Origin of the sequence: Pseudomonas sp. BN411, assembly GCF_029871235.1 — a bacterium.
In the GTDB taxonomy this organism is placed as follows: domain Bacteria; phylum Pseudomonadota; class Gammaproteobacteria; order Pseudomonadales; family Pseudomonadaceae; genus Metapseudomonas.
In genome coordinates, this window is sequence record NZ_SSOM01000055.1 from 1 (window position 1) to 24,627 (window position 24,627).

General features: G+C 62.9%; 22 protein-coding genes and 1 tRNA gene. 9 read left to right on the plus strand and 14 right to left on the minus strand.

Features of this window, described 5'->3' with window-relative positions:
* The 6 genes from E8F06_RS08005 to E8F06_RS08030 all read right to left on the minus strand — a co-directional run.
* A partial coding sequence (locus E8F06_RS08005) for a malate synthase G (RefSeq protein WP_280365915.1) occupies positions 1-1,874 on the minus strand: 1,874 nt, incomplete at its 3' end.
* Between the two features lie 83 nt (positions 1,875-1,957).
* Positions 1,958-3,052, minus strand: a complete 1,095-nt coding sequence (locus tag E8F06_RS08010; RefSeq protein ID WP_280365917.1) for a hypothetical protein — start codon at positions 3,050-3,052, stop codon at positions 1,958-1,960.
* A gap of 23 nt (positions 3,053-3,075) precedes the next feature.
* Positions 3,076-4,311 carry an MFS transporter gene (locus E8F06_RS08015; protein ID WP_280365920.1) on the minus strand — a complete coding sequence of 412 codons (1,236 nt, stop codon included), beginning with the start codon at positions 4,309-4,311 and terminating at the stop codon, positions 3,076-3,078.
* Between the two features lie 79 nt (positions 4,312-4,390).
* Positions 4,391-5,545: a DUF5624 domain-containing protein gene (locus E8F06_RS08020; RefSeq protein WP_280365922.1), complete on the minus strand. Its 1,155-nt coding sequence runs from the start codon at positions 5,543-5,545 to the stop codon at positions 4,391-4,393.
* A gap of 59 nt (positions 5,546-5,604) precedes the next feature.
* Complete coding sequence (locus tag E8F06_RS08025; RefSeq protein WP_280365924.1) at positions 5,605-6,501, minus strand: amidohydrolase family protein; 897 nt, start codon at positions 6,499-6,501, stop codon at positions 5,605-5,607.
* A gap of 23 nt (positions 6,502-6,524) precedes the next feature.
* Positions 6,525-7,340 carry an aldolase/citrate lyase family protein gene (locus tag E8F06_RS08030; protein WP_280365926.1) on the minus strand — a complete coding sequence of 272 codons (816 nt, stop codon included), beginning with the start codon at positions 7,338-7,340 and terminating at the stop codon, positions 6,525-6,527.
* A 92-nt stretch (positions 7,341-7,432) separates the two neighbouring features.
* Between E8F06_RS08030 and E8F06_RS08035 the strand changes: the two genes are divergently transcribed.
* Positions 7,433-8,338 carry a LysR family transcriptional regulator gene (locus E8F06_RS08035; RefSeq protein WP_280365929.1) on the plus strand — a complete coding sequence of 302 codons (906 nt, stop codon included), beginning with the start codon at positions 7,433-7,435 and terminating at the stop codon, positions 8,336-8,338.
* A gap of 321 nt (positions 8,339-8,659) precedes the next feature.
* Here E8F06_RS08035 and E8F06_RS08040 read toward each other — a convergent pair whose 3' ends face one another.
* Complete coding sequence (locus E8F06_RS08040) at positions 8,660-9,151, minus strand: Lrp/AsnC family transcriptional regulator (RefSeq protein ID WP_280365931.1); 492 nt, start codon at positions 9,149-9,151, stop codon at positions 8,660-8,662.
* 133 nt (positions 9,152-9,284) lie between these two features.
* Here E8F06_RS08040 and E8F06_RS08045 point away from each other — a divergent pair, with 133 nt between their 5' ends.
* Together E8F06_RS08045 and E8F06_RS08050 are read left to right on the plus strand one after the other, a co-directional pair.
* The gene (locus E8F06_RS08045) at positions 9,285-11,372 is read left to right on the plus strand and encodes a transketolase C-terminal domain-containing protein (protein WP_280365933.1); all 2,088 of its coding nucleotides are present in this window, start codon (positions 9,285-9,287) and stop codon (positions 11,370-11,372) included.
* 1 nt (position 11,373) lies between these two features.
* Positions 11,374-12,642, plus strand: a complete 1,269-nt coding sequence (locus E8F06_RS08050) for a 2-oxo acid dehydrogenase subunit E2 (RefSeq protein WP_280365935.1) — start codon at positions 11,374-11,376, stop codon at positions 12,640-12,642.
* A gap of 146 nt (positions 12,643-12,788) precedes the next feature.
* Here E8F06_RS08050 and E8F06_RS08055 read toward each other — a convergent pair whose 3' ends face one another.
* Together E8F06_RS08055 and E8F06_RS08065 are read right to left on the minus strand one after the other, a co-directional pair.
* Positions 12,789-13,286: a ProQ/FinO family protein gene (locus E8F06_RS08055; protein ID WP_280365937.1), complete on the minus strand. Its 498-nt coding sequence runs from the start codon at positions 13,284-13,286 to the stop codon at positions 12,789-12,791.
* 405 nt (positions 13,287-13,691) lie between these two features.
* Positions 13,692-13,781: transfer RNA gene (locus E8F06_RS08065), tRNA-Ser, on the minus strand.
* 281 nt (positions 13,782-14,062) lie between these two features.
* On the opposite strand from E8F06_RS08065, the gene E8F06_RS08070 reads away from it, so the two are divergent.
* The gene (locus E8F06_RS08070) at positions 14,063-14,752 is read left to right on the plus strand and encodes a crotonase/enoyl-CoA hydratase family protein (RefSeq protein ID WP_280365939.1); all 690 of its coding nucleotides are present in this window, start codon (positions 14,063-14,065) and stop codon (positions 14,750-14,752) included.
* Positions 14,753-14,846: 94 nt separating this feature from the next.
* The gene (locus tag E8F06_RS29335; protein ID WP_348532248.1) at positions 14,847-15,317 is read left to right on the plus strand and encodes a hypothetical protein; all 471 of its coding nucleotides are present in this window, start codon (positions 14,847-14,849) and stop codon (positions 15,315-15,317) included.
* 151 nt (positions 15,318-15,468) lie between these two features.
* Here E8F06_RS29335 and E8F06_RS08080 read toward each other — a convergent pair whose 3' ends face one another.
* Positions 15,469-16,326: an alpha/beta fold hydrolase gene (locus E8F06_RS08080; protein ID WP_280365943.1), complete on the minus strand. Its 858-nt coding sequence runs from the start codon at positions 16,324-16,326 to the stop codon at positions 15,469-15,471.
* Positions 16,327-16,484: 158 nt separating this feature from the next.
* On the opposite strand from E8F06_RS08080, the gene E8F06_RS08085 reads away from it, so the two are divergent.
* The gene (locus E8F06_RS08085; RefSeq protein WP_280365945.1) at positions 16,485-17,456 is read left to right on the plus strand and encodes a magnesium and cobalt transport protein CorA; all 972 of its coding nucleotides are present in this window, start codon (positions 16,485-16,487) and stop codon (positions 17,454-17,456) included.
* A 79-nt stretch (positions 17,457-17,535) separates the two neighbouring features.
* Here E8F06_RS08085 and E8F06_RS08090 read toward each other — a convergent pair whose 3' ends face one another.
* On the minus strand, positions 17,536-18,255 hold the full coding sequence (locus E8F06_RS08090) for an amidotransferase (protein ID WP_280365947.1): 720 nt from the start codon (positions 18,253-18,255) through the stop codon (positions 17,536-17,538).
* Between the two features lie 340 nt (positions 18,256-18,595).
* Here E8F06_RS08090 and E8F06_RS08095 point away from each other — a divergent pair, with 340 nt between their 5' ends.
* The 3 genes from E8F06_RS08095 (at position 18,596) to E8F06_RS08105 (ending at position 19,648) form a co-directional block, all read left to right on the plus strand.
* Positions 18,596-18,820, plus strand: a complete 225-nt coding sequence (locus tag E8F06_RS08095; protein ID WP_280365949.1) for a hypothetical protein — start codon at positions 18,596-18,598, stop codon at positions 18,818-18,820.
* Positions 18,821-18,844: 24 nt separating this feature from the next.
* Positions 18,845-19,108, plus strand: a complete 264-nt coding sequence (locus tag E8F06_RS08100; protein WP_280365952.1) for a hypothetical protein — start codon at positions 18,845-18,847, stop codon at positions 19,106-19,108.
* A 168-nt stretch (positions 19,109-19,276) separates the two neighbouring features.
* Positions 19,277-19,648, plus strand: a complete 372-nt coding sequence (locus E8F06_RS08105; RefSeq protein WP_280365955.1) for a glutathione S-transferase N-terminal domain-containing protein — start codon at positions 19,277-19,279, stop codon at positions 19,646-19,648.
* A 64-nt stretch (positions 19,649-19,712) separates the two neighbouring features.
* Here E8F06_RS08105 and E8F06_RS08110 read toward each other — a convergent pair whose 3' ends face one another.
* The 3 genes from E8F06_RS08110 to E8F06_RS08120 form a co-directional block, all read right to left on the minus strand.
* On the minus strand, positions 19,713-21,857 hold the full coding sequence (locus E8F06_RS08110) for a 3-hydroxyacyl-CoA dehydrogenase NAD-binding domain-containing protein (RefSeq protein WP_280365957.1): 2,145 nt from the start codon (positions 21,855-21,857) through the stop codon (positions 19,713-19,715).
* 31 nt (positions 21,858-21,888) lie between these two features.
* Positions 21,889-23,094 carry an acetyl-CoA C-acetyltransferase gene (locus tag E8F06_RS08115; RefSeq protein WP_280365959.1) on the minus strand — a complete coding sequence of 402 codons (1,206 nt, stop codon included), beginning with the start codon at positions 23,092-23,094 and terminating at the stop codon, positions 21,889-21,891.
* A gap of 592 nt (positions 23,095-23,686) precedes the next feature.
* Positions 23,687-24,574 carry an AEC family transporter gene (locus E8F06_RS08120; protein ID WP_190828268.1) on the minus strand — a complete coding sequence of 296 codons (888 nt, stop codon included), beginning with the start codon at positions 24,572-24,574 and terminating at the stop codon, positions 23,687-23,689.
* Positions 24,575-24,627 lie beyond the last annotated feature (53 nt).

Sequence of the window (24,627 nt, forward strand, 5' to 3'; positions counted from 1 at the left end):
TCGTTGATGTCCGGCACCTTGGAGCAGCCGACGCCCTGGTCGATCCAGCGCACGACATAACCGAGGATGCCCTGGGCGTTGTTGTCCAGTTCGTTCTGGATCTCGTCCGCGCTCCAGTTGGTGTTCGGCGCCAGCGGAATGGTCAGGATGTCGTCCACCGACGCCGGGGCACGCTTGGCCAGTTCGGCCTGGCGGGCGAACACGTCGACCTTGTGGTAGTGCAGCGCGTGCAGGGTGGCGGCGGTCGGCGACGGCACCCAGGCGGTGTTGGCGCCGGCCAGCGGGTGGCCGATCTTCTGCTCGAGCATGGCGGCCATCAGGTCCGGCATGGCCCACATGCCTTTGCCGATCTGCGCTTTGCCTTGCAGGCCGGTAGCCAGGCCGATGTCCACGTTGCTGTTCTCGTAGGCGCCGATCCACTTCTCGTTCTTCATGGCGCCCTTGCGCACCACGGCGCCGGCTTCCATCGAGGTGTGGATTTCGTCACCGGTGCGGTCGAGGAAGCCGGTGTTGATGAACACCACGCGCTCGGCAGCGGCCTTGATGCAGGCCTTCAGGTTGACGGTGGTGCGGCGCTCCTCATCCATGATGCCGACCTTCAGGGTGTTGCGCGGCAGGCCCAGCACGTCTTCTACGCGGCCGAAGATTTCGGTGGCGAAGGCCACCTCGATCGGGCCGTGCATCTTCGGCTTCACGATGTACATGGAGCCGGTGCGGGTGTTCTTGCGGCTGGTGTTGCCCTTCAGGTTGTGCAGCGCGATCAGGCCGGTGAACAGGCCGTCCTGGATGCCTTCCGGTACTTCGTTGCCCGCGGCGTCGAGGATGGCCGGGTTGGTCATCAGGTGACCGACGTTGCGCACGAACAGCAGGGAACGGCCGTGCAGAGTCAGCTCGGAGCCATCGGCCTTGCTGTAGACGCGGTCCGGATTCATGGTGCGGGTGAAGGTCTGGCCGCCCTTGCTGACGGATTCAGCCAGGTCGCCCTTCATCAGGCCGAGCCAGTTGCGGTAGACCACGACCTTGTCGTCGGCATCGACGGCGGCGACGGAGTCTTCGCAGTCCATGATGGTGGTCAGCGCGGATTCCATCAGCACGTCTTTCACGCCGGCGGCGTCGGTCTGGCCGATCGGGCTGGTCGGGTCGATCTGGATTTCGAAGTGCAGGCCGTTGTGCTTCAGCAGCACGGCGGCCGGCTTGGCGGCCTCGCCCTGCAAGGCGATGAACTGGTCGGCGTTTTTCAGGCCGACTTCGCTACCGTTCTTCAGGGTCACGGCCAACTGGCCGTTCTTCACGGCGTAGGCGGTGGCGTCGACGTGGGAAGCACCCTCCAGCGGCGCGGCTTCGTCGAGGAAGGCGCGGGCGAAGGCGATCACCTTGTCACCGCGAACCTTGTTGTAGCCCTTGCCCTTCTCGGCGCCACCGTCTTCGCTGATGGCGTCGGTGCCGTAGAGCGCATCGTAGAGCGAACCCCAGCGCGCGTTGGCGGCGTTCAGGGCGAAACGTGCGTTCATCACCGGCACGACCAGCTGCGGGCCGGCCATGGTGGCGATTTCTTCGTCGACATTCTGGGTCGTGGCCTGGAAGTCGGCCGGTTCCGGCAGCAGGTAGCCGATCTCCTGGAGGAACGCCTTGTAGGCCACGGCGTCGTGGGCCTGGCCGGCACGGGCCTGGTGCCAGGCGTCGATCTTGGCCTGCAGTTCATCGCGTTTGGCGAGGAGGGCTTTGTTCTTCGGAGCCAGGTCATTGATGACGGCTTCCACACCGGCCCAGAACTGCTCGGCCGCAATGCCGGTTCCGGGGATGGCTTCGTTGTTCACGAAGTCGAACAGGACTCTGGCGACCTGAAGGCTTCCGACTTGGTGGTAATGGGTCATGACTGCTTTCCCCTTTCTGCGGGCAAGGCCCGGCCATACCGGCGCACGGGCCGGCAAGGATTGTTTGCTGGTGATGAAGAGAGTCAGGTGTTCAGGCGGTACACCTGGCTGTGGTTCCGGAAGCGCACTTCAGGACTCAGGCTGTTCGCAACCGCGAGATGAGGCTGGCCATCCACAAGGAACCAGGCCGCTGATGTCCCGCCATGCGTAGTGAAGCCGGCCACCTTGTGGAAACGTCCACTGCGCCATTGGAACAACTCGGATTCCTGCACGGTCTGGGGCGCCTCGCGCCCTCCGGTGATGAACGAGACACGGGCGAGATAGCGCTGGCCCTGGTGCTCTAGAAGAGCCAATTCACGGCCGCCCGGACCACCCAGATCCTGCAGGGCATTGAAGCCCTGGTCGGAGAAACGACCCAACAGAGTGCGACCGGAAATGCTGGCGAACACACCAAGCAGTTCCCCCTCCTCCTGGAAGAAAGCGAAAGCGCGTCCTCCTTCCTCGTCCATCTCCAGCCAGGGCTGGAACCGCCCTTCGCGCCACTCCAGAACCGGCGAACGGAGCAGGTGATCGGCATAGGCGAGGAAATGTCGTCCCATGTATTCGACATGCGTCCAGTTATATCCCCAGCGCCCTTCGAGCACCTGGAACTCTTCGAAGCCCTGGCCATTCCAGCGGTAGATTCGCGAGGTAGCCGGATGTCGAGTTTCCAGCCCCGGTACCAGAATGCCCTGTGCCAGCGCCAGGAAATGCTGTCCCTCGATCACGAAGTGCCGCCATTGCTTGGCACCGAAGCTGGGCACCGCCTGGAACTCCAACCAACGCCATTCATGCCGCTCGTAAATCACCGATTCCACGTCGTACTCGTAAGGCCCGGCGCCGCTGCGGATGTTGGCCACCGCCAGAAACTGGCGGCCGCCGATCTCGAAGTACTCGGCATCCTCTCCCCCCTGGGATGGCAGCTCCCCGGTGGGCGCGAACCCATTCCCCTCCCAGCGATACAGCGCCGTGGGGATGCCGCTGTCGCCGGCATGCATGCTGGGCATCTCACCCTCGATATCTCGGGCGAACTGAGCTACCGCCAGGTGCAAGCGTCCATCCATACGGAACGGTTGGACACAACGGGCACAGTGGGTCTCCAGCTGCTGCACGGGAACAAGAACAGGTTCGCGATTCATTGCGATTCTCCTTGGGACGGACCTCAGTGGGCCTCGTCCGATTCACGAGGGCGCAGCATCTCGGCACAGGCAACCGCTATTGCGGCGACAGCCACCGGCACTGCTGCGATCAAATACATGTAGGTCCAGGGCAGTTCCAGTCCGAGCAGCAGGCCACCGATCATCGGACCGACGATAGAGCCGATGCGACCGACGCCCATCAGCGCGCCTACGCCTGCACCGCGGACCGAAGCCGGGAACAACCGGGCCGCCAGAGCCGGCAGGATGAGTTGCCCACCGATGACACCGAAACCGGCAAAGAAGAACGCCACCACTGCCAAGGCCGTACTGCCCAGACTGAAGCCAATGGAGCAGACCACCAGGGTACCCAGCAGAAGGAAGCCAGCCGCGAAGGCGAAGGGACTACGACGCCCGATGAGGGTGGCCATGAGCAGCGCCCCGAGGATGCCGCCGATGTTCACCGAGAGGCTGGCGGAGTCAGCCTTGTGCAGGTCCATACCGGTGAGGTGGAGTACCGTGGGCGTCCAGCTGACCATGAAGTAGGTCACCATCATCACGCAGAAAGCAGTGATCCAGAGCATCACGGCAGCCGGCCCACGGCCTTCACCGAACTGCTTGCCGAGGGTCGAAAATGGCGACTGCGCATGCTGGCCGCTGCCGGGCTCGGTCGCCGGCACCAGGAAGGTGATCAGCAGGATGCAGGCCATGGCCGCCGAGCCCCCGACGAGGAAGATCACCGGCCAGTCGAAGCTGGTCAGCAGGAACGCGGTGATTCCGCCGCCCACGACCGCGCCGATCGGAAAGCCCAGGAACATGGCGGTCACCATGGAGGTACGACGGTTGGCAGGCACATTTTCCGCCGTCAGGGCGGTGATGCAGGGAATCGCCCCGCCCAGCCCGAGACCGGCAAGCAAGCGGTAGATCATCAGCTCACCCGGCGAGCCGGCTTGAGCCCCCAGCAAGGTGAAGGTTGCGATGATGGCCAGCGAGGCGATCAGGGCCCGCTTGCGTCCGATACGGTCGGAGATCGGTCCCATGCAGAAGCCGCCGAAGACGGCACCGAGGTAGCCGATGCCGAAGAGTTTGCCCATGCCGCCGTGGCTAAGGTCCCAGGTCTGGCTGAGCAGAGGCGCGATGTACGCGAGCATCAATGTGTCGAAGCCGTCGACCATGGCAACCACGAAGCAGACGATGATCACGCGCAACTGTTGCGCGCTGAGGGCCTCGGTGGCCGGGATATTGAGTGCAGATGAAGACATGTGACCTCCTGGAGCCGTCCCTCGATTGAGACGGCCCTTATTGTTCTTGTGGAAGGATGACCGGCTGATTCGGCTGGGTTCAGCGCTCGATGGCCGGGTACTCGATATGGGTGAATCCGGGGATCTCCAGCAGTTCGGGGCGATTGCCGTTGGCCCGCAGCTGGTCGATGAGGATGTCTGCTACCGAGTTCGATAGCAGTTGGGTGGGGTCTTCCATGATCCTGCGCAGTCGAGCCGCCATGCCGGCACGGTCATCGATACTCTTCAGCGGTGGCATGTCGCTCATGCGCAACGCAGCGGCGTCCTGCTCCAGCGAACCGTGGCCGGGGAACATCAGGCGCGACACTTCCACGCTGGCCCGCGTGTTGAGCCAGAGTTTGCGGTATTGCTGCTCCAGCTCGGCCATCTTCGCCGGGTCATCCTCCATGCCTGCTTCAAAGGCCGGCGCGTAGGGCGCGAGGTAGACTTGCTCAGGCTGGATCGCACCGTCGGAGGCGGCCCAGATCAAATGGCAGCCATTGTTCGAGCCCCAGGTCAGGCCGGCAGTAGGCCGCCCGGACTGGCCCGAAAGCACCACCATGAGCCGATCCCACTGATACACATGCTCCTGAAGCCATCCGGTAATCCGAACGATGATGTCCATGAAGGCCAGACAGAAAGTGGCGAACATCAGGTCGTTGAGCGGAACGGGTACCGCCGGGTTAGCGGTGGGCTCCAGATATTCCTGGCGGAGAATCTCCGGGTCGAGCGCAGCGGGATCTCGCAATACGCGTTCCAGGTAGTCAATGGAAACGCGGCACAGGTAGTCCGTCATGCGCGTCACCTGCTCTTCCTGACCAGCGAAACTGCCCACGGCCACGTAGTCGCGCCAGAACGCCGTGCTATTGCGTTCACGCACATCACGAGTACGTTGCAGCAGGCGTTCGGCATCACGGCGCCAGGCATCCGAATGCGGCTCCAAGGCGTACATGCGACCGAGATAAGCCAAGGCCACCGGCAGGTGAGAAATCGCCGTCAGCTCGATGAAGCCTCGGGTACGGCGGCGGAAGCTTTCCACCAGCGGTGCGGCACCACCGCCAGGGAACAGCGCAACGTCCGAACCGGCGTAAACCAGCAGCGGATCCTCGGCGCGTTGGCGGGCCATGCAGGCAGTCAGGCTCTGGCCGGTACTGTCGGCATCCGAGGTGAAGGCATGGAACAGAGAAGCGAATACGGGATCGGGCATGTAAGCCATGGTGATCTCCTGACGGCACCTGTCACTTGGCAGGTGCCTTTGTTGTCATTCGTTATGCGTCATTGATCGAAGTCGAACAGCACCTGAGGGTTGTCCACCAGTATTGCCTTGATCAGCTCAGGGTCATCGGTCCACTGGCCGAGCAGGTTCAGCAGCTCGCCGGTATCGCGCCCGGAATCCGGGATATGCGGCCAGTCCGAGCCCCAGATCACGCGGTCCGGAGCAGTGGCGATAATGGCCTTTGCCATGGGCGCCACCACGTCCAGGCTGCGCTTCTTGGCGATACGGTACGGCGCGCTGAGCTTGAGCCAGCAGTAGCCGGTCTTCAGCACTTCCAGCAGTTGCGCGAAGTCATCTGCGCCCAATCCATCCTCTTCCAGCATGTAGCCCATGTGGTCGATGACGAAGGGCGTGCGCAGGGTGCCGAAGAAGGGAATCAGATTCTTCACCACCCAGCCCGGCACGTAGAACTGCAGGTGCCAACCGCGAGAACCGATGCGCTCGGCCATTCGCAGGATGTAGGCCTGGATTTCCTCGGTGGACAGGTTCGAGCGCTTGAACAGATCCAGACGCAGCGCACGCACACCGGCCCGGTGCAGTTCATCCAGCTCCTCTTCGCTCACATCCTCTTCGACCATCGCCACGCCACGGACATGCCCACCAAGACGGTTCAGGGTGTCCACCATGCAGCGGTTGTCGGTGCCGTAGAAGCTCGGCTGGACGATCACGTAGCGCGAAAGGCCGAGGAAGCCGATCAGGCGCTCGAAGTGCTCCACATCGCCGTCGGGCAGGGTGTAGTGCGGATGCGCCACGCAGGGGTACTGGTCCAGCGGACCGAACACGTGCATGTGGGCATCACAGGCACCCGCCGGCACCTGGAAGGTCGGGCGACTATTGGTCTCCAGCTCGCGCATGGGCTGGGAGATCAGGGGTTCTTCCTGAACGGCATTGTTCACGATTTCAACTCCGCAAGAGAGGTTCAAAGGGAATGCGCCTGGTAGGCGTCCAGGCTCTGCTGGGCCTTGCCTTGCAGGGCATTGAGGAATAGGTCGGTGTCGATGCCGGCGAACAGGTAGGGGGCGGCGCCGGCACGATGCAGCTCGGCCAGTCGCGCCGGATCCGCCAGACCACCAATGACGGCAAGCTTGCCGTGAGCCAGGGCCGCCTCGACGACCCGGTGGCACGCCTGGATCACCTCTGGATGCCCCGGATCGCCGGGGTGACCGAGATCGGCGGATAGGTCATTGGCGCCCACAGCGAGGATGTCCACTCCTGGCAAGGCGGCGATGGCGTGGGCGTTCTCCACGCCCCGGCGGCTTTCGATGAGCATCTTCACCGCCACCGCATCATCCACCAGGGTGTTCATCTCCTTCACCGGCAGGCGGCGGAACCCCACCTGAACCAGGGTGGCGATCTGGGAACGCTGGCCACGGGGCGCAAAGCGGCAGGCGGTAAGGTAGCGCTCAGCCTGCTCAACGGTCTCCACTCGCGGCGCGATGATGCCCAGGGCACCACCATCGAGGACCCGCCCGATGACGCCGAAGTCCTCTTCCGGCACCCGCACCCAGGGCGTCATGCCAAGGTCGAGCGCGGTCGCACAGAGCTGCGCGGTGTCATCCAGGGAAATACCGCTGTGCTCCAGGTCCACCCAGATCGCGTCGTATCCGGCAGCCCTGGCCCAGCGCACGAGATCGGGGCTACGGGAGGCACGAATGCCGAGAGCAAGGACTGGACGGGAGGCGTAGAGACGCTCCATCAGGTTAGGCAGTGGCGGCAGGCTGGCAGTGGTGATCATGGCGTTGGCGTCTGGCAGTGACGGGTTGATGGCTGCGACTATGCGGCCCTACACTGATTCAACCAATTCAACTTCAATAGAAAATTGATTTAATGAATGAATCACTGAATCTGCGCCACCTGCGCTTCTTCATGGTCCTGGCTGAAGAGCTGCACTTCCGTCGCGCCGCCGAACGCCTGGAAATGACGCAAGGCCCCCTGAGCCTGGCCATCCAGGCCCTGGAGGAGGACCTGGGCGCTCGCCTGTTCCACCGCACGCGGCGTAGCGTGGAACTCACGGAAGCGGGCAAGGCCCTGCAAGCGGATGCCCCCGCGATATTCGAGCGGATCGAGAGCGCCCGCACCCATGTCCGCCGTACCGTCGCGGGCGAAGTCGGGCGGCTGACGCTCGGCTTCACATCGGCCACGAGCCTGATGCCGTTCTTTCCCGCCGTGATTCATCAGTACCGAACACAACGGCCCAATGTCGCGGTCATGTTGCGCGAGCTTCCATCCACCCTGCAGTTGAAAGCCCTCATCAGCGGCGAGATCGACGCCGGCATGCTGCGTTTGCGGGGCGACGCCCCCGCCGAGGTCGCCCTCACTCATCTGTTGGATGAACCGCTCGTGGTAGCGATGCGACGCAGCCACCGACTCGCCCGGGAGCCGTCGATCCGTCTGGATGAGCTGCGCGAGGAATCCTTCATTGCCTACCCCAGCACCAGTGGCGTGGTGCTCTACGAAACGATCAATCAGCTTTGTGCAAAGCGTGGATTCATTCCTCGAGTGGTCCAGGAAGCGTGCGAGCCCTCGACCATCATCGGCCTGGCAGCCGCTGGCCTGGGCGTCGCCGTGGTGCCGCTCGGGCTGCGCAATTTCGCGCTTCCAGAAGTCGTCTTCAAACGCATCGCGGACGAAGATGCCGTCTCCGCGCTGTACTTTGCCCACCGCTACGGCAATGCCTCACCGACCGTGCTCCAGTTTCGTCAGTTGGTCATGGAGATTTGTGCACCAGGTTGACCTTGCCCGACTCCTACCTGCCCCTGGATTCGTTTACTTAGTTGCAGGAGGTACCCGCTCGCTGCACGTCTAGCAGACAAGAAGAATCATCTTCAGAACGCGGAATTCGGGCCCGAAAAAAGAAGCACTTTCCCGCGCAGCCTCCCTATTCTGGGCGCCAGGTGAAGGTGCGGTCGCTCGTGGTCATCTGCTGTCATGGCAACCGATTGTCTGGGTGCCGAGAAGATGGAGGTCTGCGTCACCTGGTCATACGTTGCTCAGCCAGCCAAAAGGTTCGGCAATCTTTGCCCACCTCCTCGGTGGGCTTTTTTTTGGGTGAATTCAGAGGTGCGCCAGGGGCAATGGCGAGGGGCTTTTGATCTCCCTCAACACCACGCTGGAACGAATTTCTCGAACCCCTGGAAGCTTGAAGATGACGCTGTAGAGAAAGGCGTCGTACTGGCTGATGTCCGGGGTCACCACCTTGATGATGTAGTCCGCCTGCCCGGTCGTGCTCTGGCATTCGATGATCGCTGGGCAATCTCGAACAGCCTGTTCGAACTCCTCCACGACGTTTTCACCATGGCGCGCGAGGTTGATCTCCGCCAGGACGCATGTCCCCAACCCAACCCGCTGACGGTCCAGCACCGCCGCGTAGTGATGAATAACACCCTGCCGCTCCAGTTCCTTGAGGCGATTCCAGGTCGGCGTCGTGGAGAGCCCGACGCGATTGGCCAGGTCCTGGACAGTAAGCCGGCCATCAGACTGCAGTTCGACCAGGATCTTGACCGCGTAAGCATCAAAGATTGATTCGTTCTTCATTCCGTCACTCAAGAAGAAATTCCTTCTTCATTTCAGCCCATATCAGGAATCTTGAGAAGCACTTTCCTGCTCAGCATCTCTACCATCAACGCAGTCGGACGGCGACTTCGCCGGTCCACCAAAGACTGTCGAGGACAACAACAAGATGACTGCAGCACAGCGTAAAACCAAGGCCAACGTGGCATCTCAGGCCCTCTCGCAGGCCTATGACTGGAAGCGGGTTACCTACCTCCTGCACCTTTCCAGACAGCTTGACGAGCTGGAAGAGAAGGTACTGGTACCCGAGAAGAAAGTTCTTTATCAGTTCTCCGCCCGTGGGCACGATCTGGCGCAGATTCTCCTAGGCCTCAAGCTCACCGATCCGAACGATGCGGCCTGCGGTTATTACCGCTCCCGCCCACTGCTACTCGCCCTTGGCGTGGATCCGGCCGAAGCCCTCGGTTCATCCATGGCGCGCGCTGGAGGCTATTCGGACGGTCGCGACATCGGTGTGGTCTTCAACTACCCGAACCCGGGTGGTCCTGCCGCCCTGCCCATGTGCGGGGGCGTAGGTGCTCAGTACACCCCTACGGCGGGATGGGCGCAGGCCATCCACTACCGTAGCCAGGTCATGGGGGACGCCAATTACGACGCTGCCATTGGCGTGGTCCTGGGCGGTGATGGTTCGGTGGCCACTAATGGGTTCTGGGCGGCACTCACCATCGCCACCACCCAGCAGTTGCCCATGCTCTTCTACATCGAAGACAACGGCTACGGCATCTCCGTACCCTCGACCTTCCAGACCCCTGGTGGAAACATCGCCGCCAACCTGGCGAGCTTCGAGGGACTCCACATTCTTTCAGGCGATGGTTCGGACCCGCTGGAAAGCGCCGATCTGATTCAGCAGGCCCTCGAGCACGTGCGCGGTCGCAAGGGGCCCTGCCTGCTGCGACTGAAAGTGCCGCGCCTGCAAGGGCACAGCTTCCAGGACACCCAGACGTACAAGTCCGCAGACTTCGTGAAACGTGAATGGGCCCGGGATCCGCTTCCCCGCCTGCGCAAGTTTGCAGTCCCCAAGCTCATGACCGCCGCCGAATGGGACGAGCTTGAAGAGCAGGCCAGACAGGACGTGGATCAGGCACGTCGAGCAGCCGAGGCCCGCCCGGTCAGCGAGCCGGAGCGTGTAACCCGCAACGTCTTCTTCGAAAACGAACTGCAGCAGCGTGGCGGCCAGTGGCTTGAGAACTACCCAGCGCCGCAGAGCAGCGAGTCGGCAAAACCCGAAGGCCAGCGCATCAACATGGTCGCTGCCATTCGCCGCACCCTCGACCATGAACTGGCGAGCAACCCGAAGGTGGTGGTGTTCGGTGAGGACGTGGGCCCCAAGGGCGGCGTTCACGCCGTGACCCTGGGCCTGCAGGACAAGTACGGCGAAGGTCGTGTATTCGACACCAGCCTGTCGGAGGAAGGGATCATCGGCCGCGCAGTCGGCATGGCGCTGGCTGGCCTGATGCCGGTACCCGAGATCCAGTTCCGCAAATACGCCGATCCAGCGGTCGAGCAGATCAACGATTGCGGCACCATGCGTTGGCGTACAGCCAACCGCTTTGCAGCACCGATGGTGGTACGCATTCCCGGTGGCTTCTTCAAGTGTGGCGACCCGTGGCACAGCCAGACCAACGAGGTCCAGTTCGTCCACTCGCCCGGCTGGAAGGTCGTGGTTCCCTCCAACGCCGAGGACGCCGTCGGCCTGCTGCGCACCGCTCTGCGCGGCAATGATCCGGTAATCTTCTTCGAACACAGGGCCATGCTGGACGCCGCCTCCGCCAGGCGCCCCTATCCCGGGGATGATTTTGTACTGCCTTTCGGCAAGGCGCGCAGCGTCACGCAAGGCAATGACCTCACCATCGTCACCTGGGGCGCCATGGTGGAGCGATGCGAACAGGCAGCCGAAGGCCGATCTGTCGAAGTCATCGATCTGCGCACCCTGATGCCTTGGGATCGCGAGGCGGTGCTGACCTCGGTGCGGCGCACCCACCGCTGCCTCATCGTCCATGAAGACCTGGGCACTGCCGGCTTCGGTGCCGAGATCGCCGCCGTAGTAGCCGACGAGGCGTTCATGGACCTCGATGCGCCCGTGGCCCGCCTGACCATGCCCGACATTCCCAGTCCGCATCATCCGGCCCTGATGGAATACGCACTGCCGTCCGTGGAAGGCATTCGCACCAAGATCGACGAACTGGTGAGCTTCTGAAATGAATGACATGACCCGCAATGACACTGGCACTCAGGACCTGATTGCCCCGCTGCAACAGGAAGGCACCAAGGCGGTCCTTCGCACCTGGCTGAAGAAGCACGGCGAAGTCGTACGCAAGGACGAACCGGTAGTCGAGTTGGAAACCGACAAGGTCGTCGTGGAGGTTTGCGCCCCCTGCGATGGCGTCCTCAACATCCTGATGAAGGAAGACACAGCGGCCGAACCCGGTGCCCTGCTCGGCCGGGTCAGCCAGGCCACGCCAGCACCCGCCCCGGCAACCGCAGCGGCACCGGCGGAATCGGAGAAGCGTCCAGAGGCTGCAGCCGCAGCTGCCGATCTTCGCCTGTCACCCGCCGTACGCCGCCTGGTAGCCGAGCACGACCTCGACCCCAGCCAAATCCAGGGCAGCGGCCGCGGCGGCCGCCTGACTCGCGAAGATGTGATCGCTGTGCTTGCTGCTCCGGCTCATCCGGCGACCGCGGAACCCCGCGCCCAGGCTCCCTCCCCCGCGTCGACGTCATGCGTGCCGGCTCCCGTTGCCAACATGCCATCCGCCAGCGGCCCGGAGGCCACTCATGTGCCCCACAGCAGCATGCGACGCCGAATCGCCGAGCACATGCATCACTCGGTCACCACCGCGCCCCACGTCACTGCCGTGTTCGAAGCCGACTTCACTGCGATCATCAACCATCGCAAACGCCACAAGGCGGCCTTTGCGGAAAAGGGCGTCAACCTGACCTTCACGGCGTACTTCGTTGCCGCGGCAGCGCAAGCGATGGCTGCCGCTCCTGAAGTCAACAGCCGATGGCACGCTGACTACCTGGAGCTATTCCGCGATATCAACATAGGCGTGGGTGCAGCCCTGGGCGACAAGGGGCTGATCGTACCGGTGATCCACAGAGTCCAGGACCTGTCGCTGCTCGGCATCGCCTCGCGACTGCAACTCCTGACTGAAGCGGCGAGGAGCGGGAAGCTCAAACCGGAAGATGTCCAAGGCGGGACATTCACCATCTCGAACCATGGCGTGTCCGGGTCGCTGTTTGCCTCACCGATCATCATCAACCAACCCCAATCAGCCATCCTCGGCATCGGGGCTCTGGAAAAGCGTGTGGTTGTACGTGAAATCGACGGGGTGGAAAGCATTCAGGCGCGCCCGATGGCCTACGTTTCACTGACCATCGACCACAGGGTATTGGACGGCGGCCAGACCAATGCGTGGCTCACCCGGTTCGTTGAGGTGATTCAGAACTGGCCCCAAGACGCCTGATCAGCACCGCGTGGCTTAGGGGGAATCGCAAGGATTCTCCCTATTTGAATGCCTCGCTCAGAACAGTGCCCCTGCTTCTGATACGTTTTCAAGCCTGTGCTCACATGCTGGTGGCGCAGGCAACGCAGGTGCTTCCAATCAATCGCCTATTCCGCTGCAGTATCGGCGGCAGCGTCTTGGACGAGTGCTTTGGGTTTCGAACGATTACGTCGTTCTTGCCCGCGCTGCCGCGAAGCTTGCCGCTTTGCATGCAGTGCTTGACTGGCGGTCACTGTGCCAGCTGCTTGACCGTTCAAGTCCAGGCGCGCCGCATTCTCGACCATGCTTGCCCAGTATCGAGTCCCGCGGCACCAGGCAGAGATCCCCAGTTTGAGCTGTTCGCTTGTTAAACCCAGCAGCTCCAAGTGCTGCTCAGCATCCTTGAAAATGCCTTCCTTGAGCGGAACCTTGGGTGCCGGATTGACAGGAAAGGCCAAGGGGAAATGCTTCTGCAAACGCCAGATCGCTTCCAGCGCTGGGTCCTGGTCGCGAGACTTTGCTTGCGGGGTGGACTTTCGCGTGGCGGGCTTAGGGCTGGCAGTCTTTACCTGCTTGGCTTCAGCGCGCAGACGGTCACGTAGCTCGGCTAGTTGTTCAAAACCCATCGTTCAATTCACAGCTTCATGGTTGATTCGAGGCGCAAGGTTATCCCATGCAGCCTTTATGAGCACACATATCAGTCTCAGACTCAGCGGTTCCTCAATCATCAGCTTCGCTGCAGCACTGAACCGGCCCCAGTTATGTGCCCGTAGAGTGGGTGGCGCGCCGGCCGGGGCATACGGAAACGACCACGGTGAAGAAACACTGCGGACGCTGAATCCCTTCGGATTCCCGGAGTATGGCCGGCATGATGTCGCCGATGATGGGATTCAGACCCGAATCGGCCTAGGGCGTCCTTTGGCGGACTGGATGGGTTCGATTTGGTCCTAATTTGGCCCTAAACCCAAACCCCAGAAAGCAAAAACCCCTGACTTCACTAGGAATATCAGGGGTTTGCTTGAATCGGAAAGTGGCGGTGAGGGAGGGATTCGAACCCTCGATACGGTTTCCCGTATACACACTTTCCAGGCGTGCTCCTTCAACCGCTCGGACACCTCACCGGAATCTCTTCGAGGCGTTGACCCCGTCGAGGTGCGCTAATTTAGTGGAGTGCTTTTCGGAATGCAAACACTTTTTTCATAAATTTCATGCGTTTATGAAAATTCTTTTCGCCTGCCTTTTTCACCCTTTGCTGTCAAGGGCCCAACCGGGGGCTTTGGGCGCTTTGGTGCGCGGTATACGCAGAGGGCCGCACACGGGCTGACTAACCGGTCAGTCTCAGTCCTTTACCTCCACGGTAGCGCTGAGTAACGTCGGTCCACTTCTTAACAAGGAACCTGCCATGAGTGAGCTGATCTCCTACCAACTCGAAGACGGCATCGCCACCCTGACCCTGAGCAATGGCAAGGTGAATGCCATCTCCCCGGATGTGATCGCTGCTTTCAACGCCGCACTGGATCGCGCCGAACAGGATCGCGCCATCGTGATCATCACCGGCCAGCCGGGCATCCTTTCCGGTGGCTATGACCTCAAGGTAATGACGTCCGGTCCGCAGAACGCCGTCGCCCTGGTCGCCGCCGGTTCCACCCTGGCTCGCCGCATGCTGGCGCACCCCTACCCCATCATCGTCGCCTGCCCGGGCCATGCCGTGGCCAAGGGCGCCTTCATCCTGCTGTCCGCTGACTACCGCATCGGCGTGGAAGGCCCGTTCAACATCGGACTGAACGAAGTCCAGATCGGCATGACCATGCACCACGTCGGCATCGAGCTGGCTCGCGATCGTCTGCGCAAGTCGGCCTTCCATCGCTCGGTGATCAACGGTGAGATGTTCGACCCTCACGGCGCGCTGGATGCCGGTTTCCTCGACAAGGTGGTACCGATCGAGCATCTGCAGGAGGCTGCACGTGCCGCCGCCCTGCAACTGAAGAAGATCAACATGACCGCGCACCGCAACACCAAGCTCAAGGTGCGCAAGGCGCTTCTGGAGACCCTGGACGCGGCCATCGAACTGGACAAGCAGCACCTGGCCTAAGCCCAGGACACGAAAAAGCCCCGCACTGCGGGGCTTTTTTCATGGGCCGGGGTTACATGGATCCGCCGTTGTCGTCGCCCGGTTCGCCACCGGCGTGCTCGCCGCGATCGTCGCCGACGTCGTGATCCGCGCCATCGTCCGCACCGTGGCCGACGCCATGGGCTTCACCCACATCATGGTCCGGTCCGTCATCCGCGCCATGACCAACGCCGTGGGCTTCACCCACATCATGGTCCGGTCCGTCATCCGCGCCATGGCCAACGCCATGGGCTTCACCTACGTCATGGTCGGCGCCGTCGTCCGCTCCACGGTCACCATGGTCGCTGCCGCGACCGCTGTTGCCGGAGTGGCCACCACCATCTCCGCTATGACCGCTGCCATGGCCACCGCCGTCGCCACCGTGGCCGCTGCCGCCACTACCACCACCACTACCACCACCACTGCCACCTCCGCCGTGGCCGCCACCTCCGCCGTGGCCGCCACCTCCGCCTCCGCTGCCGCCTCCACCGCCCCCGCCGCTGCCGCCACCTCCTCCACCGCTCCCATCCCTGGCGTAGGCGCTTGAGGCGCTGGAGAGATCACCCGGCAGGACGGTGAACGACAGGCTCAGAACCGAGCAGATCGCCGCCGCCAACAAGCACTTCTTTAGCGTCATGACAGGCCCCGTTTCACGTGGTGGGTTACCACCTGAACACTAGCGGCCGTAACAAGATATTTCAGGCCGACTGACCGGCGGCGGGCTGTCTGGAGAACTGCGCCAACCCGCTCACAACGGCCTCCACGACAGTTGCCGGCGCGCGCAGCCAGGCGCTATGGGCGTTCTCGGACGCGGGTCTTGGCGACGGCAGCATGTGCACTGAAGGCCGCTCCTGGATCAGCGCCGCCAGCCCCCGGGTTGAAGCTTCGGGCGCGAAAGGGTCGCCAATCAGGCCGATGTAATGGGAGGGCGTCGAATTGGAGCAGGCGGGATGCAGCGCCAGCCCGAGGTGATCGAAGTTGCCGCTCCAGGCTACCCGTCCCCATTCCCGCATGAGGCTGCGCGCTTCATGGCCACCGAAACCAATGGTCTTGCCCGGCAGGTAGCCGAACACCGCTGTCAGCAGGTTGAAGATCACCGAGACGCTGGGCGTCAGCAGCCGATGCCGGCCTTGCCAGTTGCGGTAATGGATGTTGCCGCAGGCGATGCCCACCACCGTGACGTCAGCATCCGGGTTGGCGGCCGCAAAGAGGGTCGCGACGTGCCCGCCAAGACTGTGCCCCACCAGCACCAGGCGGCCATGTGGGAAGTGTTCGCGGGCAATCGCCAGCAGGCTCGGCACGAACTCATCCACCAGATCACGGTAACCGTAATCCAGACGCCGGCTCGGCCGCGGACCGCTCTCCCCCTGGCCGGGCCAATCCGCCACCAGCACGTGGTTACCGGCGGCCACCAGACCAAGGGCGAAGTTCTCGTACTTGCGTGCCGCCACGCCGAGCGCCGGCAGCAGGATCAGTACCGGCCCGGAAACGGCCGAGCGATAGACGCGATAAGGGCAATGGAACCGACCTGCGGAAAAACGGAAAGCCTCGGTCACCTTGTTCTCCTTGTTCCGATCGAGGAGGCGTGAACAATCTAGAGCAATTGCTCTAGACGTGCCATTGCAGAACCTCGGGCTTCGGCAAGACTCAGAGGATCAAGCGGGTTAATCTCCGCGTCACATTTCCCAACAACGGATGAAGGAACAGCTGAACCATGGGTCGAGTCGTTGCCGCCGCTGTGTACGCCAAAGGCCGGAAAGTCACCGACATAACCCTCGATGAAGGTCTGCAATGGGCCAGCAAGCCGGGGCACTTCGTCTGGATCGGCCTGCATGACCCCGGCGCAGAGGAGCTTAGCAACCTGCAGCGGCAGTTCGACCTGCACGAGTTGGCCCTGGAAGACGCCCTCACCCGCCACACCCGGCCCAAGCTGGAAACCTTCGGCGATGCCCTGTTCCTGGTGGTCTACTCGCCAATCGAGGTGAACGGAGAGCTGCAGTTCATCGAGACCCAGCTGTTCGCCGGCAAGGGCTACATCATCAGCGCCCGCTATGGCGAATCCGCCCCCTACTCCCGTGTTCGCCAACGCTGCGAAGCCCGCCCGCTGCTGCTCGAACATGGCGAGGACTTCGTTCTCTACGCGCTGCTCAGCTTCGTGATGGAGAACTACCGGCCGTTGATGGACAGCTTCCATTCGGAGTTGGAGGAAATCGAGCAGGCCGTACTGGAACGTCCGCTGGGCAAGGCCGACGTCGAACGCATCCATTGCCTGCGCCGTGACCTGCTGCGCCTGCGCCGCTACATCGGCCCCATGGGGGAAATCTGCGAAGAGCTGCAGCGCCTGGACTTCCCCTTCATCGACAAGCACATGCGACCTTACTTCCGCGACATCGCCATTCACGTCAAACGCCTGCTGGAAGACCTCACCGGCCTGCGCGAAATGGCCGACCACGCCATCGAGATCGGCCTCCTGCTGGAGTCTTCGCGACAAAGCGTGGTACAGCGCAAGTTCGCTGCGTGGGCCGCCATCCTCGCCTTCCCCACGGCCATTGCCGGCATCTACGGGATGAACTTCCAGTACATGCCGGAGCTGACCTGGCACTACGGCTACTACGGGGTGCTGGGGGTGGTAGCGACGGGCTGCACCGCGCTCTATGCAAGTTTCAAACACTACGGATGGCTGTAAGGCGACGCGTTGCCAAGCCGGATCAGGCCCAACAAAAAAGCCCGCCATATGGCGGGCTTTTTCATGGGTGAAGCGAGGATCAGGCGGCGCGGTCGCGGGCGATGAAACGCATCATCCACTCGGCAACGGCGGCGCCCTGGTGGTCACGGTCCAGGCTGCTCACGCCCTGTTTGTAGACTTCATCGCCCAGGAAGTCGTGGCGCAGGTCCAGGATTGCGCGGGAGTAGTCAGCGACGAACTCCGGATGCCCCTGGAAGCACAGCACCTGATCGCCAACGGCGTAAGCCGCATTCGGGCAGAAATCACTGGCCGCCAGCAGCGTGGCGTTCTCGGGCAGCTGGGTGACCTGGTCCTGATGGCTGATCAGCAGCGTCAGATCGTCCAGCGCAGGAGTCATCCATTCCGGCTTCTGTTTCAGCTGGTAGCTGTGAGTACCGACGCCCCAGCCTTGGGTTGCGCGCTCGGTACGCCCGCCCAGCAAGAGGGCAAGCAGCTGATGGCCGAAGCACACGCCCAGCAGCTTGTCACCGGCCTCGTAGCGCGCCAGCAGGAACTCCTTGAGCTTCAGGATCCAGGGGTCGGTCCCGAAGGAGTCGGCCTTGCTGCCGGTTACCAGGTACGCGTCGAACTTTTCGCCCTCAGGCGGGTAATGCCCCTGCACCACGTTGTAGACACTGAACTCCGCGGCAATCGGTTGCTTGGCGAACAGCTGTTCGAACATAAGGCCGTAGCCCTTGTACTGGTCGATCAGTTCGGGGCGGAGAATGTCAGTTTCGAGAATGCAGATGCGAAGTGGCATTAGCTCATGGTTCCTGAAATGCAGAGAGGCTCTATGTGGGGGAAATGTGCGTTTTATTTAACACAGTGACGGTGTGATTGAAATACCGTCTGGTCTACCTCTCCATAGCCTGCGCCTAACGGGCCGATAGACTGCTCCAGCCCTCCTTGCTCCCCCTCGGAACCCGCGAGGCCACACCGCTCTAGCGCGGGGCTTCCCGAGCACGTCAAGTAAAATTGACGGCGCCTCGGGGAACTATTGGTTCCATCGATAGTTACCATGCTTGAAGGTCGTTTTTTCATCGAAACGATTTTCGCGACTCTACGCCCATCCCAAGTCCCCCCGGTCGCGGAGTCCAGTCATGAGCAACCCCACCATCAAGTACGCACGCAACGGTGCCCTCGCCAGCCTCGGCCTGTATTTCGTCGTGGTGATGGTGGTCCTCGCGGTCAGCCTCGGTTACGAGCGCGGACGCATCGGCGTCAGCCCCACGGACGCATCGGTGAGCTTCTACCAGCAGCTGAGCCAGAGCATTCCGGTGCTGCTGGCAAGCCAGAGGAAGCCGAGTGGCAGACACCAGGGCTGATGACAGGAACAGGCGATCACGACGATGAAGCAGCAACGGAACCGGCTCTATTTCCTCACCGCCCTGGCTGTCATGACCAACGGCTTCTCGCTGATCGGCTGCGCCCATGGCTCGGTGGGTGCGGTCGCCAAGAACATCGAGGCCAACCACAACATCAGCCGCGGCATCACCACTGAACTGTCCCTGCGCGGCCATTCCAGCAACCCACCGCAGCGCAACCTGCCGCAAGTACCCAAGCCCTTCATGCTGGAGTGCCTGGACAAGGGCACCTGCGTCTGGATGGGTTGAGATGCAACCACTGAATCGCCATGGCGAGACCCTCAACGGCGCCTTGGGGACAACCACCTGAGCGACAAACGGGCCACGAGTGGCAACAACCATCTGGCGTTAAATTCCGTCGTACCCGTCAACTTCCGGTAGACTGCCGCCCCGTTTTTCACTCAAGGGAACGCAGCAGTGTTCATCAAGGCATTACGAGTCGGCTTGGGCCAGTTGATCATCTTCCTCGACTTCATCACCCGTCCGCGCAAGCTGCGTCGCCCCGCCGAGGCGCAAGCCCAGGTGGCGGAAGAGACCGCCAACCTCGCGCTCTACCAGTTCAACGCTTGCCCCTTCTGCGTGAAGACCCGCCGCGCCATGCACCGGCTGAACCTGCCAATCGCCCTGCGCGACGCGAAGAACGATGAAGGTCATCGCGCCGCCCTGCTGGCCGGTGGTGGAAAGATCAAGGTGCCCTGCCTGCGCATCGAGGAAAACGGTGAAAGCCGCTGGATGTACGAGTCCAACGACATCATCCGTTACCTGGAAAGCCGCTTCGCCAAGGCGTGACTCACGCCGCGCGCAAATAAAAAACCGGCTCACAGTGAGCCGGTTTTTTATGCGCCGCAGGAAGCTAGAAGCGTTCGTCCCTGGCCGCCTTGTCCAGCAGCAGCGCCGGCGGCTCGAAGCGCTCGCCATACTGCTCGGCCAGGTAGCGGGCGCGGGCCACGAAGTCGCGCAGGCCGTACTGGTTGATGAACTGCAGCACGCCACCAGTCCACGCGGAGAAGCCGATGCCGAAGATGGAGCCGATATTGGCGTCGGCCACGGAGTGGAGTACACCCTCCTCCACGCAGCGCACGGTTTCGATGGCCTGGATGAAGACGATGCGGTCGCGCACGTCTTCCTGCGGGATCTGCCGGTCGGCCTTCTCGAAGCGCACCTTCAGCTCCGGCCAGAGGCGCTTCCTGCCGCCCGCCGGGTAGTCGTAGAAGCCGCCGCCCGCCGCTTTGCCCAGCCGCTTGTACTCGTTGACCATCAGATCGATCACGGCAAAGGCCGGATGCTGTGGCATCACTTTGCCCTCGGCCTTGAGGTCCTCGGCGGTCTGGTTGCGGATGTGGGTCATCAGGCCCATGGAGACTTCATCGGAAATCGCCAGCGGCCCCACCGGCATGCCGGCCTTGCGGGTTTCGTTCTCGATCATCGCCGCCGATACGCCTTCACCCAGCATGGCGATACCTTCGTTGGTGAAGGTGCCGAATACGCGGGAGGTGAAGAATCCGCGGCTGTCGTTGACCACGATCGGGGTCTTCTTGATCTGCAGCACGTAGTCGAAGCCACGGGCCAGGGTTTCGTCCGAGGTCTTCTCGCCACGGATGATTTCCACCAGCGGCATGCGGTCCACCGGACTGAAGAAGTGCAGGCCGATGAACTTCTCCGGACGGCTCACCGCCTGGGCCAGGCCGGTGATCGGCAGGGTCGAGGTGTTGGAGGCGATCACCGCATCCGGCAACGCGTTGGCCTCGGCGGCGGCGCTGACCTTGGCCTTCAGCTCGCGGTTCTCGAACACGGCTTCGATGATGAGATCGCAGCCGTCGAAGTCAGTGTCGCTGGCCGTCGGTTTGATGCGGGCGAGGATGGCATCGCGCTTCTCGGCGGCCATATGTCCACGGCTGACAAGCTGGTCGAGCAGGCCCTGGGTATAGGCCTTGCCCTTCTCGGCCGCCTCGACCGACACATCCTTCAGCACCACCTCGATACCGGCAATGGCGGAAACGTAGGCAATGCCCGCGCCCATCATGCCGGCGCCGAGCACGCCCACTTTCTTCGTCACGTAAGGCGCCGGGCCCTTGGGACGGGAGCTACCGGCATTGATCTCGTTCAGCTGGAACCAGAAGGTGCCGATCATGTTCTTGGCCACCTGGCCCGTGGTCAGCTCGGTGAAGTAGCGCGCCTCGATCAACTGGGCGGTGTCGAAGTCCACCTGAGCGCCTTCAACGGCGGCGCACATGATCTTCTCCGGCGCCGGGAAGCAGCCCTTGGTCTTGTCACGCAACACGCTCGGCGCGATGGCCAGCATCTGCGCCACGGCGGGGCTGGACGGAGTGCCGCCGGGAATCTTGTAGCCGGGGGTGTCCCAGGGTTGCGCCGCCTTGGGGTTGGCGACGATCCAGGCGCGGGCCTTGGCCAGCATCTCCTCCGGCGACTGCGCCAGGTCGTGGATCAGTCCAGCCTTGAGGGCCTGCTCCGGACGCACCTTGCGACCTTCGGCGAGGTACGGCAGCACCTTCTCGATACCCAGCAGGCGCACCATGCGCACCACGCCGCCACCGCCCGGCAGCAGGCCGAGGGTCACTTCCGGCAGGCCGAGCTGCACGCTGCTGTCATTCAGGGCGATGCGGTGATGGCAGGCCAGGCAGATTTCCCAACCGCCACCCAGCGCAGCGCCATTAATCGCGGCCACCACCGGTTTGCCGAGGGTTTCCAGGCGGCGCAACTGGCCCTTGAGGCCCAGCACCATCTGGTAGAAGGCGTTGGCTTCGGCCTTGGTGACCCTGATCAGCTCATTGAGGTCGCCGCCGGCAAAGAAGGTCTTCTTGGCCGAGGTGATAATCACGCCGGCGATGCTGTCCTTCTCGGCTTCGAGGCGTCCGACGGTCTTGGCCATGGCCTCGCGGTACACCGCATTCATGGTGTTGGCGCTCTGGCCGGGCATGTCCATGGTCAGGACGACGATGTTGTCCTGGCCTTTTTCGTAACGGATGGCGTCTGTCATTTCTTATGTCCCATTCGCAGCCATAGACGGATCAGATTCGTTCGATGATGGTGGCGATACCCATGCCGCCGCCGACACAGAGCGTCGCCAGGCCGTAGCGCAGGTTGCGCGCCTCCAGCTCATCCAGCAGGGTGCCGAGGATGGCGCAGCCGGTGGCGCCCAGCGGATGGCCCATGGCAATGGAGCCGCCGTTGACGTTGACCTTCTCTTCCGGCACGCCCATGTCCTTCATGAACTTCATCACCACCGAGGCGAAGGCTTCGTTGACCTCGAACAGGTCGATGTCCGCCACGCTCAGGCCGGCCTTGGCCAGGGCCTTGCGGGTGGCCGGCGCCGGCCCGGTGAGCATGATGGTCGGATCGGTGCTGGTCACCGCCGTGGCAACGATGCGCGCGCGAGGCTTCAGGCCCAGTTCCCTGCCCTTGGCGGCGGAGCCAATGAGCATGGCGGCCGCGCCGTCGACGATGCCGGAGCTGTTGCCGGGCGTGTGCACGTGCTCAATGCGCTCGACCTGGCTGTACTTGCGCAGGGCGGTGGCGTCGAAGCCCATCTGGCCCATCATCTCGAAGCTGGCCTTGAGCGCGCCCAGGCCTTCGAGGGTGGAGTCGGCGCGGATGAACTCGTCGTGGTCGAGCAGGACGATGCCGTTCTGATCAGTAACCGGCACCAGGGACTTCTTGAAGGCGCCATTGGCACGGGCACTGGCGGCCTTCTGCTGGGAGCGCAGGGCGAAGGCGTCGACATCCGCGCGGCTGAAACCCTCCAGGGTGGCAATCAGGTCGGCACCGATACCCTGGGGCACGAAGCTGGTGTGGAAGTTGGTTTCCGGGTCCATGGCCCAGGCGCCACCGTCGGAGCCCATGGGCACGCGGGACATGGACTCCACGCCACCGGCCACCACCAGGTCCTCGAAACCGGAACGCACCTTCATCGCCGCCAGGTTTACCGCTTCCAGGCCCGATGCGCAGAATCGGTTGATCTGCTGGCCGGAAACGGTCTCGTCCCAGTCGGCCACCAGCGCGGCGGTCTTGGCAATATCGGCGCCCTGATCACCCACCGGGGTCACGCAGCCGAGGACGATGTCGTCCACCTGGCTGGTGTCCAGGTCATTGCGTTCGGCCAGAGCGCGCAGCAGCCCGGCGATCAGGTTGACCGGCTTGACGCTGTGCAGAGCGCCGTCCTTCTTGCCCTTGCCGCGGGGCGTGCGCACCGCGTCGAAAATGAATGCTTCGGTCATGGCGTCCTCTTGAGGCAGCTAGGCGGCACCGCTGGTGCCTGTTGTTCTTGTACGTGGACCACCGGAGTCCCGGCAGGCTGTGGCTACCTTATCGCTATAGGCCAAGTGCTCAATGACGGAAATGCTCAGCCCCATTGACCGCTGCGCTCAGACGAACGGTCAGTTGATGGCCAGTTGCTGGCCAAGGCGAAAGGGATGTGTCTGGCTTCGGGGCTGGTCAATGGCCATCAGACACGCTCAATAACCGGGCATTACTAATACCCTCGCGCTAGTTACCAACCGATATAAGCGCAATGTGATGCCGGCCCTAGAGTTTGAAATGTATGCAGCCACCGCCGGGATTTGCCGGGGTGGCATTTCGTCAAAAGCCACGGGGGAAGGTGAGGTTCCGGGCCGGCCGTAGGGAGCCCTGACCGACGCGCCTCCAACAACAACAAAGGCAGTTGGCCATGTTCAAGCAGCCGAAAATGCGGCAAGCGAGCCTGATCGTCTTTGCCACCACCGTCATTCTCATCCTTCCCAACCTGACCCGACTGGTCAGCTGATCGTCACCCGTCAACTGGTCGTCCTGTGCTGCGTACCGCCATTGCGGTCAACGCAGCGCGGGTAGCCACCATGCCAGCAGCAGCGGAATCAACGCGAAGGACAGCAGCGTCGAGCACATCACCAGGCTCGCCACCGCCTCCGGCGAACGACCCGCGCGCACTGCAAACAGGTAGTTGAACACCGCAACCGGCATGGACGACTGCATCACCAGCACGCCCTGGGCCAGCGGCGACAGGCCGAGCGCCCAGCCCACCAGCCAGCCGATGGCGGCACCGCAGAGGATCCGCAGCGCTCCCAGGAGCATGCCGTTGCCCAGGTGATGCACGCGAATGCTGGCCAGGGACACGCCAAGGGTCAGCAGCATCAGCGGAATGGTCATCCCGCCCAGCAGGCTGATGGTGTTGGCCAGCCAGAGCGGCAGGTGGAGGTCCCAGATCACCAGCGGCAATGCCAGCGCCAGGCTGATGATGATGGGGTTGGCCAGGAGCTTCTTCGGCGAACGCTCGGTGCCGGAAAGCAGCAGGCCCAGGCTGAAGTGCCCGACCGACAACACCAGGAAGAAGGCCACCGCCAGCGCCAGCCCCTTCTCGCCGAAGGCGTAGAGGGCAATCGGCAGGCCCATGTTGCCGGAGTTGGGGAACAGGTAGGCCGGCACGAGGATGCGCCAGTCCTGGCGGAACACCCGGCTGAACAGGATGCCGACCAGCCCCATGGCCAGCATGACCAGCAGACAGGCGATCGCCAGTTGGCCGAAGGCATGGCGGTCGATCTCGGTGCGGCTCAGGGTGGAGAGCACGAGGCTCGGCGTGCCGATGTTCAGCACCAGGCGCGCGATGAACTCCGTGGGATAGGGCTGCCCCGAACGCGCCCAACCGTAACCTAGGCCGGCGGCGATGAGCACCGGCGCCATGACTGCGAACAACTCGGCCAGCACGGCCACTCCTTAAGAGCTGCAGGTGCCCTGAACGGGCTCCGAAACAGAGCTCT